15 protein-coding genes are annotated in these 15,080 nt (G+C 64.0%); 10 read left to right on the top strand and 5 right to left on the bottom strand.

The window, feature by feature from the left end; genetic code table 11:
* Positions 1-22 precede the first annotated feature (22 nt).
* Together CKW22_RS27970 and aguA are read right to left on the bottom strand one after the other, a co-directional pair.
* On the bottom strand, positions 23-220 hold the full coding sequence (locus tag CKW22_RS27970) for a hypothetical protein (protein WP_077068774.1): 198 nt from the start codon (positions 218-220) through the stop codon (positions 23-25).
* A gap of 184 nt (positions 221-404) precedes the next feature.
* The gene (gene aguA, locus CKW22_RS20860) at positions 405-1,511 is read right to left on the bottom strand and encodes an agmatine deiminase (RefSeq protein WP_095064983.1); all 1,107 of its coding nucleotides are present in this window, start codon (positions 1,509-1,511) and stop codon (positions 405-407) included.
* Positions 1,512-1,816: 305 nt separating this feature from the next.
* Here aguA and rfbB point away from each other — a divergent pair, with 305 nt between their 5' ends.
* Genes rfbB through CKW22_RS20825 form a run of 7 tightly spaced genes read left to right on the top strand, consistent with a single transcriptional unit; the run spans position 1,817 to position 8,881 of the window.
* A complete protein-coding gene (gene rfbB, locus CKW22_RS20855; protein ID WP_033703212.1) occupies positions 1,817-2,899 on the top strand; it encodes a dTDP-glucose 4,6-dehydratase in 1,083 nt (360 codons plus the stop codon).
* Positions 2,896-3,771: a glucose-1-phosphate thymidylyltransferase RfbA gene (gene rfbA / locus CKW22_RS20850; protein WP_033703213.1), complete on the top strand. Its 876-nt coding sequence runs from the start codon at positions 2,896-2,898 to the stop codon at positions 3,769-3,771. Before rfbB ends, rfbA begins: the two co-directional genes overlap by 4 nt.
* Positions 3,768-4,313, top strand: coding sequence for a dTDP-4-dehydrorhamnose 3,5-epimerase (gene rfbC / locus CKW22_RS20845; RefSeq protein WP_033703214.1), 546 nt, complete (start codon positions 3,768-3,770; stop codon positions 4,311-4,313). The genes rfbA and rfbC overlap by 4 nt, the downstream gene beginning before the upstream one ends.
* Positions 4,310-5,170: a dTDP-4-dehydrorhamnose reductase gene (gene rfbD / locus CKW22_RS20840; RefSeq protein ID WP_095064981.1), complete on the top strand. Its 861-nt coding sequence runs from the start codon at positions 4,310-4,312 to the stop codon at positions 5,168-5,170. Before rfbC ends, rfbD begins: the two co-directional genes overlap by 4 nt.
* A gap of 38 nt (positions 5,171-5,208) precedes the next feature.
* Positions 5,209-7,023: an ATP-binding protein gene (locus CKW22_RS20835; RefSeq protein ID WP_033703216.1), complete on the top strand. Its 1,815-nt coding sequence runs from the start codon at positions 5,209-5,211 to the stop codon at positions 7,021-7,023.
* On the top strand, positions 7,020-8,429 hold the full coding sequence (locus CKW22_RS20830; RefSeq protein ID WP_095064979.1) for a sigma-54 dependent transcriptional regulator: 1,410 nt from the start codon (positions 7,020-7,022) through the stop codon (positions 8,427-8,429). The genes CKW22_RS20835 and CKW22_RS20830 overlap by 4 nt, the downstream gene beginning before the upstream one ends.
* A complete protein-coding gene (locus CKW22_RS20825) occupies positions 8,426-8,881 on the top strand; it encodes a YiiD C-terminal domain-containing protein (RefSeq protein ID WP_033703219.1) in 456 nt (151 codons plus the stop codon). The genes CKW22_RS20830 and CKW22_RS20825 overlap by 4 nt, the downstream gene beginning before the upstream one ends.
* Positions 8,882-8,896: 15 nt before the next feature.
* On the opposite strand, the gene cysQ is transcribed toward CKW22_RS20825, so the two are convergent.
* Together cysQ and nudE are read right to left on the bottom strand one after the other, a co-directional pair.
* Positions 8,897-9,733: a 3'(2'),5'-bisphosphate nucleotidase CysQ gene (gene cysQ, locus CKW22_RS20820; RefSeq protein ID WP_033703220.1), complete on the bottom strand. Its 837-nt coding sequence runs from the start codon at positions 9,731-9,733 to the stop codon at positions 8,897-8,899.
* Entirely contained in the window at positions 9,730-10,296 is a 567-nt protein-coding gene (gene nudE / locus CKW22_RS20815; RefSeq protein WP_033703221.1) for an ADP compounds hydrolase NudE, read from the bottom strand. The genes cysQ and nudE overlap by 4 nt, the downstream gene beginning before the upstream one ends.
* 64 nt (positions 10,297-10,360) lie before the next feature.
* On the opposite strand from nudE, the gene yrfG reads away from it, so the two are divergent.
* Entirely contained in the window at positions 10,361-11,023 is a 663-nt protein-coding gene (gene yrfG, locus CKW22_RS20810) for a GMP/IMP nucleotidase (protein WP_095064977.1), read from the top strand.
* Positions 11,024-11,130: 107 nt separating this feature from the next.
* Here yrfG and lysM read toward each other — a convergent pair whose 3' ends face one another.
* Entirely contained in the window at positions 11,131-11,571 is a 441-nt protein-coding gene (lysM, locus tag CKW22_RS20805) for a peptidoglycan-binding protein LysM (RefSeq protein WP_047582915.1), read from the bottom strand.
* 175 nt (positions 11,572-11,746) lie between these two features.
* On the opposite strand from lysM, the gene fdhD reads away from it, so the two are divergent.
* Positions 11,747-12,577: a formate dehydrogenase accessory sulfurtransferase FdhD gene (fdhD, locus tag CKW22_RS20800; RefSeq protein WP_033703225.1), complete on the top strand. Its 831-nt coding sequence runs from the start codon at positions 11,747-11,749 to the stop codon at positions 12,575-12,577.
* Between the two features lie 5 nt (positions 12,578-12,582).
* On the top strand, positions 12,583-14,928 hold the full coding sequence (locus CKW22_RS20795) for an FdhF/YdeP family oxidoreductase (protein WP_095064975.1): 2,346 nt from the start codon (positions 12,583-12,585) through the stop codon (positions 14,926-14,928).
* Positions 14,929-15,080: the final 152 nt, after the last annotated feature.

The raw sequence follows: 15,080 nt of genomic DNA, 5'->3' as shown, positions 1-15,080 counted from the left end.
GGTGCAGGCTAGCCCGATACGGTCAGTGCCACACCGCCATCAGCGCTTGCATCTCCGCTTCACTGATCAGCCCTTGGGGGTATCGCCCGGCAAGCAGACGTCGTGGGTCGGTCGTCCTGACCTGTTTGCTTCCATGGTGCTTCAACCACTGCGCCAGAACCTTGAGCGATTGATGATTCACTGCCGATGGGCACAAAGCCGACTCACTTGCTGCGTTCATTTCCACACGTACTCCCTTGCCCGTGAGCGGCTAATCTACGTAGGTATTGTTACAGATCCAAGCGCCCGGCCAAGCCGAGCTATCTCTTTGAAAAACAATACAAAACATATGCCATTCGCGGCGCCGGACGTCGCCTGGAAATAAAAAGCCCGTCAGATGACGGGCCTATTGATTCAGCGTGGCTTCAGCGCTTGAGCGGCGCGGGTTGCTGTTGGGTCAGGCAATGGATATTGCCCCCGCCCAGCAGCAGCTCACGGCCAGGGATCATCACCACTTCGTGGTCCGGGAAGATCTTGGCCAGGATCGCTCTGGCCTGGGCATCTGCAGGGTCATCGAAGCTGGGCGCGATGATGCCGCCGTTGACGATCAGGAAGTTCACATACGAGCCGGCCAGGCGTACCGACGGGTCGCGCTCCTGGCTACCGGCCACCTGGTCGACACCGTCACATTCTTCGGCGGTGGCATACAGCGGGCCCGGAATCGGCATCTTGTGCACCACGAACTCACGGCCTTTGGCATCGCGGGTGTTTTTCAGCACCTCCAGCGCGGCGTGGCAGCGTGCGTAGTTGGGGTCGTTGGAATCATCGGTCCAGGCCAGTAACACTTCACCTGGGCGCACGTAACAGCAGAAGTTGTCGACGTGGCCGTCGGTTTCGTCGTTGTACAGGCCGTCCGGCAGCCAGACCACGGTGTCGACCGCCAGGTGCTCGCGCAGCACCGCCTCGATCTGTTCGCGGCCCAGGTGCGGGTTGCGGTTGCGGTTGAGCAGGCATTCCTCGGTGGTGATCACGGTGCCTTCGCCGTCCACGTGGATCGAGCCACCTTCCAGCACGAAGCCCTCGGTCTGGTAGCGCTGGCAGCGCTCCATTTCCAGTACCTTGGCGGCCAGTTCCTCGTCACGGTTCCAGGGCGCGTAGAGGCCGCCCTCGAAACCGCCCCAGGCATTGAAGCCCCAGTCCACACCGCGCACTTCGCCGTGGTCGTTGATGACGAAGGTTGGGCCGGTATCGCGCACCCAGGCATCGTCATTGCTGATTTCCACCACGCGGATGTTCGGCAGGTCGAGTTGGCGACGGGCGTTTTCGTACTGGCCAGCGGAAACCCCCACGGTCACCGGCTCGAAGCGGGCGATGGCCTTGGCCAGCGTCACATGCGCAGCCTGCGCCGGTTTGCCACCCAGGCTCCAGTTGTCCGAACGCTCCGGCCAGACCATCCAGACCTGGGTCTGCGGCGCCCATTCAGCGGGCATATGGAAGCCGTCGGCACGGGGGGTGGAGTTGAGGGTTTTCATGGTTAACCTCTGCGTAGGCCCTGAGCCGATGTGCACTGGGGCGTTGGTAGTGTGTGTGTGTGTAGGAGCGGCCTTGCGTCGCGATGGGGCGCAAAGCGCCCCCGGCTATCGCAAATTTATAACCGATATATATCGGCATTAAAAGCAAAAAAACCTGCCTAAGAAAACCATTAAACCAATTATACCGATATCAATCGAAATAACCCCAAGCCTTCCCGCCAAACCCATGATATTTGTCTGCCACCACCCTAGCCGACGAGCTAGGCTGCATGCCATAGAACTTGGTTTTCCAGAGGCCACTTGAGATGCGCATACTCGTCACAGGCGGCGCCGGCTTCATTGGCTCGGCGCTGGTCCGCCACCTGATCGACAACACCGAACACGAAGTGCTCAACCTCGACAAGCTGACCTACGCCGGCAACCTCGAATCGCTGCAGAGCATCGCCAACAACACCCGATACGAATTCGTCCAGGCCGATATCGCCGACTCGGCAACCGTCAGCGCCGTGCTCGAACGCTTTCAGCCTGGGGCGATCATGCACCTGGCAGCCGAGTCCCATGTGGACCGGTCGATCGACGGCCCGGCCGCGTTCATCCAGACCAACATCGTCGGCACTTACGCCCTGCTCGAAGCCACCCGCGCCTGGTGGAGCCAGCTGCCGGCCGAGCAGCGCCGTGCGTTCCGTTTTCACCATATCTCCACCGACGAAGTCTATGGCGACCTGCATGGCGCCAACGACCTGTTTCACGAGACCACGCCGTATGCGCCCAGCTCACCCTATTCGGCGAGCAAGGCCGCCTCGGACCACCTGGTGCGCGCCTGGCACCGCACCTACGGGCTGCCGGTGCTGATCACCAACTGCTCGAACAACTACGGCCCTTACCATTTCCCCGAAAAGCTGATCCCGCTGATGATCCTCAATGCCTTGGCCGGTAAGCCACTGCCGGTGTATGGCAATGGCCAGCAAGTACGTGACTGGCTGTTCGTCGAAGACCACGCCCGGGCGTTGCTTGAAGTAGTGAGCCACGGACAGGTCGGCGAAACGTACAATATCGGCGGCCACAACGAGCAGAAGAACCTCGACGTGGTGCACGCCATCTGCGCCCTGCTCGAAGAGCTGGCGCCGCAGCACCCGCAAGGCGTGGCCCGCTATGCAGACCTGATCAGCTACGTCCAGGACCGCCCCGGCCACGACCTGCGCTATGCCATCGATGCCAGCAAGATCGAACGGGAACTGGGCTGGGTACCGCAAGAAACCTTCGCCAGCGGGCTGCGCAAGACGGTGCAGTGGTACCTGGACAACCTGCAATGGTGCCGTCATGTCCAGGATGGCAGCTACCAGGGTGAACGCCTGGGCAATACCGACATCAAGGAGCTCATTGCATGACCAAGGGCATCGTCCTGGCCGGAGGATCCGGCACACGCCTGCACCCCATCACCCTTGGGGTTTCCAAGCAACTGCTGCCGATTTACGACAAACCGATGATCTACTACCCGATTTCGGTGCTGATGCTCGCCGATATCCGCGAAATCCTGCTGATCTCGACACCTCAGGACCTGCCCCAGTATCGCCAGCTGTTCGGCGACGGAAGCCAGTTCGGCATCCACATCAACTATGCCGAGCAGCCCTCGCCCGATGGCCTGGCCCAGGCATTTCTGATCGGCGAGCAGTTTATCGGCGATGACTCGGTGTGCCTCATTCTTGGCGACAACATCTTCCACGGCCAGAGCTTCACCGAACAGTTGCAACGCGCGGTCAACCACCCGAGTGGCGCCACGGTATTCGGCTATTGGGTCAAGGACCCGGAGCGCTTCGGCGTGGTCGAGTTCGACGAGCAAGGCAATGCCCTGTCCATCGAAGAAAAGCCCCTCAAGCCCAAGTCCAGCTATGCGGTGACGGGCCTGTACTTCTACGACAACGACGTAATCGAAATTGCCAAGGGCATCCGCCCCTCCGAGCGGGGCGAACTTGAAATCACCGATGTCACCAATGCCTACCTCAAGCGCGGCGACCTGCGCGTGGAGCGCTTTGGCCGCGGCTTTGCCTGGCTCGATACCGGGACTCACGAGAGCCTGCTGGATGCCTCGCAATATGTGCAAACCATCGAGAATCGCCAGGGGCTGAAGGTGGCCTGCCTGGAAGAAATCGCCTTCAACAAGGGCTGGATCACCCGTGACCAGTTGCTGGCCAAGGCTGAAAAACTCAAAAAGACCGGTTACGGTCAGTACCTGGGCAAACTGGCTAACGAGTCTGCATGAACATCATCCCCACCGAGATCCCTGATGTACTGATCATCGAACCGACGGTATACGGTGACAGCCGAGGCTTCTTCTTCGAAGCCTTCAACGCCCGTGAGTTTGCCAAGCAGACCGGCGTTGCCGTGGACTTCGTCCAGGACAACCACTCCCGCTCCCTCAAGGGCGTGTTGCGCGGCCTGCACTATCAGGTAGAAAACACCCAAGGCAAACTGGTGCGCGTGGTACAGGGTGAGATCCGCGATATTGCCGTGGATGTGCGCAAGAGCTCGCCAACTTTCGGCCAGTGGGTTGCCGTGCACCTGTCGGCCGACAATCATCGCCAATTGTGGATTCCGCCTGGCTTTGCCCACGGTTTTGCGGTGGTCAGCGAAACGGCCGAGTTCCTCTACAAGACCACCGACTACTACAACCCAGGCGCCGACCGTTGCATCCGCTGGGACGACGCGCAGCTGGCCATCGACTGGCAACTCGAAGGGCCGCCGGTGCTGTCGGAAAAGGACAAGGTCGGCGTACCGCTGAGTGAGGCGCAACTGCTGCCATGAAGATTGTCGTATGTGGCCGTAACGGCCAGGTAGCCCAGGCGCTGCAGGCGCAGCTGGTCGGCCTTGGCGAGCTTCACGTGCTCGGGCGCGAGCAACTGGACCTGGCCCAGCCCGAGGCCCTGCGTGGCCCGCTGCGCCAGCTGGCCCCCGACCTGATCATCAATGCGGGTGCCTACACGGCGGTCGACCAGGCCGAGCACGAGCCAGAGCGCGCCTTTGCGATCAATGCCCACGGCCCTGGCGTACTTGCCGAAGAAGCGGCACGGCTCGGCGCGCCGCTTATCCACTACTCCACCGACTACGTCTTCGACGGCAGCAAGGCCACGCCCTATACCGAACAAGACGCCCCCAACCCCCTGGGGGTCTACGGCCAAAGCAAACTTGCAGGCGAGCAGGCGATTGCCGCAGTGGCCGGCCAGCACTTGATCCTGCGTACCAGCTGGGTTTATTCGCTGTACGGGCGCAACTTTCTGCTGACCCTGCAGCGCCTGCTGCAAGAGAAGCCTCAACTGCGCATTGTCGACGATCAGATCGGCGCACCGACCTGGGCCGCTAGCATTGCCGCCAGCACCCGTGTATTGGTCGAACGTTGGCAGGCCGGGCAAGCGGGCGCCTGGGGCACCTACCACCTTACCGCGCAAGGCGAGACGTCCTGGTTCGGCTTCGCCCAGGCCATCGCCGAGCAACTCAAGGCCCAAGGCCTGCCCTGCGCCGAACTGCTGCCAATCCCGTCCAGCGACTACCCCACGCCGGCCCGCAGGCCGCTCAACTCACGCCTGGACTGCTCACGCCTGGCCCACGAATGGCACATCCGCCTGCCGCACTGGCAGCAGGCGCTGATCGACTGCCTCAAGTAGCGCATAATTGCGTCAGACTTTTCTGGCGCACTTACGTGATGATTGCAAAACCCACGCCCCCACGCCGTCCCCGCTGGCGCAGCCTGGCCCTGCTGGCCCTGTGCCTCGCACCGCTGCTGTGGCCGCTGCATCACCTGGCCGAGCGCTACTACCAGGAAGAACTGGCCTCACAGAACCGCCAGACCCTCGACCTGTACGTCGCCAACCTGCTCGGCACCCTGCACCGCTACGAAACCCTGCCGCAGATCCTCGGCGACCTGCCGGCCCTGCGCGGCGTGCTGGCTGACCCGTTCCGCCTGGAAGCGGTGACCAACGCCAACCGCCTGCTCAAGGGCATCGTCCAGCAGACCGGTGCCGAGGTCATGTACCTGATGGACGTCAGCGGCAACACCCTGGCCGCCTCCAACTGGGACAAGCACGACAGTTTCGTCGGCCGTAACTTCGCCTTCCGCCCTTACTTCAACGAGGCCATGGCCGGCCACCTGGGGCGTTTCTTCGGCCAGGGCACCACCTCGGCCAAGCGTGGCTACTTCTTTGCCGCAGCGGTGCGGGACCGCGAGCGCATCGTGGGCGTGCTGGTGGTCAAGGTCGACCTGGACCACACCGAAACCCTCTGGGGCCGCACCCCAGAGCAACTGTTGCTGACCGACCATAACGGCGTGGTGATCCTGACCTCACGGCCCGACTGGCGCTTCCGTGCCACCCGCGCGCTGACCGAGGCCGAGCGCCAGGCGATCATCGCCATCCAGCCGTACCCGACCCAGGCCCCGCAGCCGCTGCTGCTCAGCCAGGATGCGTGGATCACCCAGACCCGCGACATCAAGGAAACCGGCTGGCAAGTCAGCATCCTCGCGCCACGCATGCTGGTCGACCGCTCGGTGCAGACGGTGATGGCCATCGGCGCCGGCACGCTGCTGGTGATGATGCTGCTGGCAGGCCTGGTGATGCAGCGGCGGCGCCACTACATCGACCGTATCGACTTCGAGGCCCGTGGCCGCCAAGAGCTGGAAAAGCGCGTGGCCGAACGTACCGCCGACCTCGAAGGCCTCAATACCCGCCTCAAAAGTGCCGTGCTGGAACGTGAAAATGCCCAGCAGGAAGCCGTGCGGGCCCAGGACGAACTGGTCCAGGCCGGCAAGCTGTCGGTGCTGGGCACCATGTCGGCGAGTATCAGCCACGAGCTCAACCAGCCGCTGGCGGCCATTCGCAGTTACGCCGAGAACGCCGAGATCTTGCTTGACCATCAACGCACCGACGACGCCCGCGGCAACCTCAAGCTGATCGGTGAACTGACCGGGCGCATGGCCTCTATCATCGCCCACCTGCGCGCCTTCGCCCGCCGCGACCGCCACGCCCCGGAGAGCGTGGCCCTGCAGCCGGCACTGGACGATGCCCTGGCGTTGCTGGCCAAGCGCCGCCGCGCGATGGCCGTCGAGCTGATCCGCGACCTGCCAGAGGCCACGTTGTGGGTACAGGCGGGCGAAACCCGCCTGCGCCAGGTACTGGGCAACTTGCTGGCCAACGCCCTCGACGCCCTGACCGAAAAGGCCAACCCGCGCCGTCTGTGGCTGAGTGCCGAACAGCGCGATGGCTACGTCTACCTGTTCATCCGCGACAACGGCCCTGGCTTCAGCCGCCAGGCGCTGGAGCATGCCAAGGAGCCGTTCTTCACCACCAAGACCCGCACCCAGGGCCTGGGCCTGGGGCTGGCCATCTGCGAAAGCCTGATGCGCGCGCTGGGCGGTGAACTGCTACTGGCCAACCACCCTGAAGGCGGCGCCTTGCTTACCCTGCAACTGCGCGTGGCCGCACCCGGCGCTACCCTGCCCAATTCGGAGGACCCCTCGGCATGACCCCCGAGACACTGATCGACAGCCAAGCCCAGGTCATTCTGGTCGACGACGACCCCCACCTGCGCCAAGCGCTGAGCCAGACCTTGGACCTTGCCGGGCTCAAGGTGGTGGCGCTGGCCGATGGCCAAGGCCTGGCCGAGCGTATCGAAGCCGACTGGCCCGGTGTGGTGGTCAGCGACATCCGCATGCCTGGCATCGATGGCCTGCAACTGCTGGAGCAACTGCACGGGCGCGACAGCGAGCTGCCGGTGCTGCTGATTACCGGCCACGGCGATGTGCCGTTGGCGGTACAGGCGATGCGCGCCGGTGCCTATGACTTCCTTGAAAAACCGTTTGCCAGCGACGCCCTGCTCGACAGCGTGCGCCGCGCCCTGGCCCTGCGCCGCCTGGTGCTGGACAACCGCAGCCTGCGCCTGGCCTTGAGCGACCGCCAGCAACTGGCCACGCGCCTGGTGGGCCAGTCGCCGTCGATGCTGCGCCTGCGCGAGCAGATCGGCGCCTTGGCCGGTACCCGCGCCGATGTGCTGATACTGGGTGAGACCGGTGCCGGCAAAGAGGTGGTGGCCCGCGCCCTGCACGACCTGTCCAGCCGCCGTGACGGGCCATTCGTGGCGATCAACGCCGGGGCACTGGCCGAGTCGGTGGTCGAGAGCGAGTTGTTCGGCCACGAACCTGGCGCCTTCACCGGTGCGCAGAAGCGGCGCATCGGCAAGTTCGAATTCGCCAATGGCGGCACGCTGTTTCTCGATGAAATCGAAAGCATGAGCCTGGATGTACAGGTCAAACTGCTGCGCATGTTGCAGGAGCGGGTGGTCGAGCGCCTGGGCGGCAACCAGCTGATCCCGCTGGATATCCGCATCATTGCTGCCACCAAGGAAGACCTGCGCCAGTCCGCCGACCAGGGGCGCTTCCGCGCCGACCTGTATTACCGCCTGAACGTGGCGCCGCTGCGCATACCCCCGCTGCGTGAGCGCGGTGACGACATCCTGGTGTTGTTCCAGCACTTCGCCGATGCCGCCAGCCAGCGCCACGGCTTGACGCCGCACACCCTGCAGCCCGCCCAGCGCGCCATGCTGCTGCGCCACGCCTGGCCTGGCAATGTGCGGGAGCTGCAGAACGCTGCCGAACGCTTTGCCCTGGGCCTTGAGCTTGCCCTCGACGGCCAGGCACCGGCTGCGGCAACGCCGGCGCCGGTGGTCGTGGCCGGCAACCTCAGCGAACAGGTCGAGCAGTTCGAGCGCTCGCTGATTGCCGCCGAGCTTGCCCAACCCCACAGCTCCATGCGCAGCCTGGCCGAGGCTCTGGGCATTCCACGCAAGACCTTGCATGACAAGCTGCGCAAGCACAGCCTCAGTTTTGACGGCGGCAGCGGCGGGCACGACGACCAGGAGGACAACCGTCCATGAGCACCGACAGCCAGTACCTGCAGGGCGTACTGCACAGCGACATCCCCCTCACGCGGGAAATGGGCCTGGAGGTCATCGACTGGCAGCAGCACACCCTGCGCCTGCAACTGCCGCTGGCGGCCAACGTCAACCACAAGAGCACCATGTTCGGCGGCAGCTTGTACTGCGCTGCGGTACTGGTGGGCTGGGGGTGGCTGCACCTGCGCCTGCGCGAGTTGGGCATCGATGACGGGCATATCGTCATCCAGGAGGGGCAGATCAGTTACCCGTTGCCGGTCACCGGTACGGCAGTGGCCCGCTGTGCGGCGCCGGATGAAAAGAGCTGGGCGCGCTTCGTGACGATGTACCAGCGCCGTGGGCGGGCGCGGCTGACGCTGGAGACTACCGTCAGCAATGCCGGCAGCGACGAACCGGCCGTGCAGTTCAGCGGGCAGTACGTTCTGCACCGCTGATTGCCTGCACGCACCCTAGTTGTTGTAGGCGCGGCGCGACAGGTCGATCAAGGCCTGGCGCCAGCTGGCAGCGCTGGGCAAGGCCAGGAAAAACGGGTTCAGCAGTGACTCACGCGGCGGATAGCGGAACGGCTGGCCGTCCAGCTCGATGACCTCGCCACCGGCACCTTCGACCACACCCTGCGCCGCAGCAGTGTCCCACTGCGAAGTCGGCGCCAGGCGCGGGTAGCAATCGGCGCTGCCTTCGGCCAGCAGGCAGAACTTCAGCGAGCTGCCGATATTGGCCAGCGCCAGGTCCCCCACCGCAGCCCCTAGCCCGGCCAGCAGCGCTTCTTGCTCCGGGCTGGAATGACGACGGCTGGCGACCACGGTGAAACGGCCATCGGCAGGCGGTGCATTGCGTACCTGGATCGGCTCGGCCGCTTCACCCGCCTCGGCACGCCAGGCACCCAACTGGCGGCCGCCAAAGTAACAGCGCCCGTTGGTCGGCATCGACACCACGCCAAACACCACCTCAGCATTGTCGATCAGCGCGATGTTGACCGTGAACTCTTCACTGCCTGCAATGAATTCCTTGGTACCGTCCAGCGGGTCGACCAGCCACCAACGGCTCCAGCCCTGGCGCTCGGCCAGCGATATGTCGCAGTCTTCTTCGGACAGCACCGGGATGTGCGGCGCCAGCGCCAGCAAGCCATCGGCAATGACCCGGTGCGCCGCCAGGTCTGCCGCAGTGACCGGTGAATCGTCGGCCTTGTTGCTGACCGCCACATCGGCGCGCCAGAACGGCAGAGTCGCCTGGCCCGCCACCTGGGCCAGCTTGACCACTTCGTGCATCAGCTGCAGGTCGTTCATAGCTCCAGCAGCCCCCGCTGGCTCAGCAGGTCGCGCGCCAGGTAAAGCGCCGCCAAGGCGCGGCCCTCGGTGAACTGCGGGTGCATGGCCAGGGCCGACAACTCGCGCAGGTTGACCTTGTCGACCCGCATCGGCTCCGGCTCATCGCCTTCAAGCTGCTCTTCATACAGGTCGGTCGCCAGCACCACCTGGATCTTCTGGCTCATGTAGCCAGGCGACAGCGACAGTTCGGTCAGGTGCTCCAGTTGCCGCGCCCCAAAACCGGCCTCTTCCTTGAGCTCCCGGTCTGCCGCCGCCAGCACGTCCTCGCCCGGTTCGATGAGGCCCTTGGGCAACGACAGCTCGTATTCGTCCGTGCCGCCGCAGTATTCCTCGACCAGCACAGCATGTTCGGCGTCGAGCATCGCCACGATCATCACCGCCCCGTAACCGTTGCCCCGGCCGACCAGGCGCTCGTAGGTGCGCTCGGCACCATTACTGAAGCGCAGTTGCACGGCCTCGACGCGGAACAGGCGGCTGCTGGCGACGATTTCGCGGTTGAGGACGGTGGGTTTCTGGCGCATGGGGCAGCTCCTTGGCGTGAACGGGTTACTATACCGTGGCTAGCCGACTGAACGAGAGTTTCCCATGTCTGTTCTTCCCTGGTCTGCCATCGATACCGTCCTGCTGGACATGGACGGCACGCTGCTCGACCTGCACTACGACAACCGATTCTGGCTGGAGCACCTGCCCCAGCGCTATGCCGAGCTGCATGGCGTCAGCCGGGCCATGGCAGAAATGGAGCTGCAGCCGCTGTTCGAGCGCAATGCTGGCACGCTCAACTGGTACTGCCTGGACTTCTGGAGCCGTGAGCTGAAGCTGCCGATCCGTGAGCTCAAGCGCGAGATCGCCGACCTGATCGCCCTGCGCCCGGATGCCGACACCTTCCTGGCCGCCATCCGCCAGGCGGGCAAGCGCGTGGTGATGATCACCAATGCCCACCGCGATTCGTTGTCACTGAAGTTGGAGCGGGTAGAACTGGCGCCGTACTTCGAGCGGCTGATCAGTTCGCATGATTATGGCTACCCCAAGGAAAGCCCACAGTTCTGGCATGCGTTGCAGGCGGATATCGGCTTCGACCCGGCGCGCAGCCTGTTTATAGACGACACCCTGGCCATTTTGCGCAGCGCACGGCAGTTTGGGGTCGGGCACCTGCTGGCAGTGAGGCAGCCGGACAGCCAGGCAGCGCCGCGCGATACCCAGGAGTTTGCCGCGGTAGAGGATTACCGGGATTTGTTGTCGGGGCTTTGAGGGCCTCTTCGCGGGGCAAGCCCGCCCCCACAGGTAAGCAAAACCCTTGAGCATTGCAGGGTACCTGTGGGAGCGGGCTTGCCCCGCGAAAGAGCCAGCACGATCTATCAGTCCGGAATGCGCAACACCTGCCCCGGATAGATCTTGTCCGGGTGCGACAGCATCGGCTTGTTGGCCTCGAAGATCTTGTTGTACTGGTTGGCATTGCCATACACGACTACTGCAATGGCTGACAGCGTGTCACCCTTTTTCACGGTAACGAAACGCGCAGCCTGAACGACCGGCCCTGTTACGGTGATCTGATCATCAACGCTGGCCACACCGTTGATGTTGCCCGCCGCCAGAATGATCTTCTCTTTCTCCTCCTGGCTGGCAACCTCGCCTTTGAGGATGATCGTGTCGCCCTCTACAGTGGCGGTGATGTCCGGATTACCCAGGCCGACGCTTTCCACGTGCTTTTTCAACTGCTCCTCGGCATTGGCATTACCGGGGGTCAGCAGGTCGATCAACTTCTCGCCGGCTTCCTTCACGAAACTGAACAGGCTCATTGCGTTCTCCTTGTTGATAAAACCTCGGAGCCAGGAGTCTAGGCCAGGATTACCCGACCTGCCCCTGCCGCGACCAATCGACGCGGTCTATCAAGGCATAGACCCTAGCGATTAGACGAGACCGTCCCACAGGCCTAGGCTTGGGCTATCAAATCGCCGCCGGTAGCCAGCCCCGATGAACAGCAAACCTCCGGTCTGCGCGGCCTCATCGCCTTTGGCCTTGCCCGCCGCCAGCAACACCTACGATTATGCCCAGCTCGGCGACGCCGAGCGCGCCAGTACGCCCCTGGCCGAAGAAGTGGCCTTGGCCATTGCCTACAACGGCCTCAACCAAGCGGTGATGCTGGTCAGCCCTACCGACCTTGAAGACTTTGCCGTCGGCTTCAGCGTCGGCGCCGGGCTTGTCGAAGGCACCCACGAGATCTATGACCTCAAGCTGTCCGGCACCGGTTCGGCCCTGTACGCCGACCTGGAAATCTCCAGCCGGGCCTTCTGGAACCTGAAGAACCAGCGCCGCCAGCTGGCCGGCACTAGCGGCTGCGGCCTGTGCGGGGTCGAAGCACTCGAGCAGGCACTGCCCGAGCTGGCCGAACTGCCCGGTGCGCCCTTGCCGCCTGCGCACTGGCTGGCAGGCCTGCGTGGGCGTATCGACGCCTTCCAGCCGCTCGGCCAGCATTGCGGCGCGGTGCATGCGGCACTGTTCATGGACCGTAACGGCGAACTGCTGCTCGGCCGCGAAGACATCGGCCGGCACAACGCCCTCGACAAACTGATCGGAGCCCTGCTGCGCCAAGGCATCGACAGCACCGGCGGCCTGGCCATCGTCACCAGCCGCTGCAGCCTGGAGCTGATCCAGAAGGTGCTGCGTGCCGGCATCCAGACCCTGGTCAGCCTCTCGGCACCCACCGGCCTGGCCCTGCAATGGGCGCGCAAGCACAACCTCAACCTCATTCACTTGCCCAAACACAGTGCACCGCGGGTCTACAGCCCAGCGGCGGAGTCGTAACAGCCGTGACCTCGTACCAGCCCCTCCCTGACAACGCCCCAGCCGCCCCCCCTCGCTACAAGCCCTACCACGGCCCCGCCGGAGGCTGGGGCGCGTTGCGCAGCGTGGCCAAGGCTTGGGTCGGCAGCGATAATGCACTGAAGAACCTCCGCGCGCTGCTCAAGACCAACCAGAACGGCGGCTTCGACTGCCCCGGCTGCGCCTGGGGCGATTCGCCGGAAAGCGGCATGGTCAAGTTCTGCGAGAACGGCGCCAAGGCGGTCAACTGGGAAGCCACCAAGCGCCGCGTGGACGCCGCCTTTTTCGCGCGCTACAGCGTCAGCGCGCTGCGCGAGCAGAGCGATTACTGGCTGGAGTACCAGGGGCGCCTGACCGAACCGATGGTCTACGACGCACAACAGGACCGCTACCAGCCCATCAGTTGGGATGCCGCCTTTGCCCTGATCGCCCGCGAACTGAACAACCTGGCCACCCCTGACCAGGCCGAGTTCTACACCTCGGGCCGGGCCAGCAACGAAGCCGCCTACCTCTACCAGCTGTTCGTGCGGGCCTACGGCACCAACAACTTCCCCGATTGCTCGAACATGTGCCACGAAGCCAGCGGCGTGGCCCTGGGGCAAAGCGTCGGCGTCGGCAAGGGCACGGTCACCTACGACGACTTCGAGCATGCCGATGCGATCTTCGTCTGGGGCCAGAACCCGGGCACCAACCACCCACGCATGCTCGACCCGCTGCGCGATGCGGTGAAACGCGGCGCCCAGGTGGTGTGCGTAAACCCCCTGAAAGAGCGTGGCCTGGAGCGTTTCCAGCACCCGCAGAACCCGCTGGAGATGTTGACCAACAGCGACCGGCCGACCAACACCGCGTTCTTCCGCCCGGCCCTTGGTGGCGATATGGCGCTGCTGCGCGGCATGGCCAAGTTCGTCCTGCAGTGGGAACGTGAGGCCCAGGCCAACGGCGAACCTGCCGTGTTCGACCACGCCTTCATCGCCGAGCATGGTCACGGCATCGATGACTACCTGGCAGTGGTCGATGCCACGCCGTGGGCGCATATCCAGACGCAATCCGGCCTGGCCCTGGCCGACATCGAGCTGGCCGCGCGCATGTATTGCCGTGGCAAGCGGGTGATCATGTGCTGGGCGATGGGCATCACCCAGCATCGCCATTCGGTGCCGACCATCCAGGAAATCGTCAACCTGCAGATGCTGCGCGGCAACATCGGCGCGCCAGGCGCCGGCCTGTGCCCGGTGCGTGGCCACAGCAACGTGCAGGGCGACCGCACCATGGGTATCAACGAGCGCCCGCCGCTGGCACTGCTCGACGCCCTCGAGAAGCGCTTCAACTTCCCCGTGCCGCGGCACAATGGCCACAACACCGTCGAAGCCATCCACGCCATGCTCGACGGCCGTGCCAAGGTGTTCATCGGCTTGGGCGGCAACTTCGCCCAGGCCACGCCAGACACCGCGCGTACCGCGCAGGCGCTGCGCAACTGCGAGCTGACCGTGCACATCAGCACCAAACTCAACCGCAGCCACCTGGTGCACGGCAAGCAGGCACTGATCCTGCCGTGCCTGGGCCGTACCGATATCGACCTGCAGGCCGACGGGCCACAGGCGGTGACCGTGGAAGACTCGTTCAGCATGGTCCATGCCTCCAACGGCCAGTTGAAGCCGCTGACGACGCAGATGCGCTCGGAGCCTGCGGTGGTTGCCGGTATCGCTGCCGCCACCCTGGGCAAGCAGCCGGTCGACTGGCACTGGCTGGTTGCCGACTACGACCGCATCCGCGACCTGATCGGCGACACCATTGCCGGGTTCAGCGGCTTCAACCAGCGCCTGCGCGAGCCGGGTGGCTTCTACCTGGGCAACAGCGCCGCCAACCGCGAATGGCAGACCAGCACCGGGCGCGCCAATTTCAAGGCCAACTTGCTGCCGGACACCTTGCTTGATGAGCGCGTGCGGGCCAGCGGCCAATTGCCCGACCTGGTCATGCAGTCGATGCGTTCGCACGATCAGTACAACACCACCATCTATGGCCTGGATGATCGCTACCGAGGCGTGCGCGGCCAGCGTGAGGTGCTGTTCGTCAACGAGGCCGACATCATCCGCCTTGGCTTCCAGCCGGGGCAGAAGGTCGACATCGTCTCGTTGTGGGGGGATGAGCATGTGCGCCGTGTGCACGGCTTCACCTTGCTGGCCTTCGATATCCCGGCCGGGCAGGCGGCGGCCTATTATCCAGAGGTGAACCCGCTGGTGCCGTTGGAGAGCATTGGCGATGGCAGCCATACGCCGACGTCCAAATTCATTGCCATCAAGCTGGAACGTGCGCGGGACGACGGGCGTATTCTGTAGCGCTCGAAAGGCTTACGGCAAAAACGAAAAAGCCCTGTTCCGTAACGGTTCAGGGCTTTGTCATAAGTACCTCTGACAGCCAAAAAACAATAAAGTTTCACCTAGAAAACAGTAACTTAGAGAATTGTGTACAACTCGTGCTACTCGTCGGA

Source organism: Pseudomonas sp. Irchel s3f19 (assembly GCF_900187555.1).
Lineage (GTDB): Bacteria > Pseudomonadota > Gammaproteobacteria > Pseudomonadales > Pseudomonadaceae > Aquipseudomonas > Aquipseudomonas capeferrum.
The sequence above is the reverse complement of the archived record's forward strand: the minus strand, read 5'-3'. Positions and strand labels throughout refer to the sequence as shown.

Bases quoted from the DNA above. Each gene is read 5' to 3' on its own strand.
- nudE (WP_033703221.1), bottom strand. From the start codon at position 10,296: ATGCGCCAGAAACCCACCGTCCTCAACCGCGAAATCGTCGCCAGCAGC.
- fdhD (WP_033703225.1), top strand. From the start codon at position 11,747: ATGAACAGCAAACCTCCGGTCTGCGCGGCCTCATCGCCTTTGGCCTTG.
- CKW22_RS20830 (WP_095064979.1), top strand. From the start codon at position 7,020: ATGACCCCCGAGACACTGATCGACAGCCAAGCCCAGGTCATTCTGGTC.
- rfbB (WP_033703212.1), top strand. From the start codon at position 1,817: ATGCGCATACTCGTCACAGGCGGCGCCGGCTTCATTGGCTCGGCGCTG.
- aguA (WP_095064983.1), bottom strand. From the start codon at position 1,511: ATGAAAACCCTCAACTCCACCCCCCGTGCCGACGGCTTCCATATGCCC.
- CKW22_RS27970 (WP_077068774.1), bottom strand. From the start codon at position 220: ATGAACGCAGCAAGTGAGTCGGCTTTGTGCCCATCGGCAGTGAATCAT.
- lysM (WP_047582915.1), bottom strand. From the start codon at position 11,571: ATGAGCCTGTTCAGTTTCGTGAAGGAAGCCGGCGAGAAGTTGATCGAC.
- rfbD (WP_095064981.1), top strand. From the start codon at position 4,310: ATGAAGATTGTCGTATGTGGCCGTAACGGCCAGGTAGCCCAGGCGCTG.
- CKW22_RS20835 (WP_033703216.1), top strand. From the start codon at position 5,209: ATGATTGCAAAACCCACGCCCCCACGCCGTCCCCGCTGGCGCAGCCTG.
- CKW22_RS20825 (WP_033703219.1), top strand. From the start codon at position 8,426: ATGAGCACCGACAGCCAGTACCTGCAGGGCGTACTGCACAGCGACATC.
- rfbA (WP_033703213.1), top strand. From the start codon at position 2,896: ATGACCAAGGGCATCGTCCTGGCCGGAGGATCCGGCACACGCCTGCAC.
- yrfG (WP_095064977.1), top strand. From the start codon at position 10,361: ATGTCTGTTCTTCCCTGGTCTGCCATCGATACCGTCCTGCTGGACATG.
- cysQ (WP_033703220.1), bottom strand. From the start codon at position 9,733: ATGAACGACCTGCAGCTGATGCACGAAGTGGTCAAGCTGGCCCAGGTG.
- rfbC (WP_033703214.1), top strand. From the start codon at position 3,768: ATGAACATCATCCCCACCGAGATCCCTGATGTACTGATCATCGAACCG.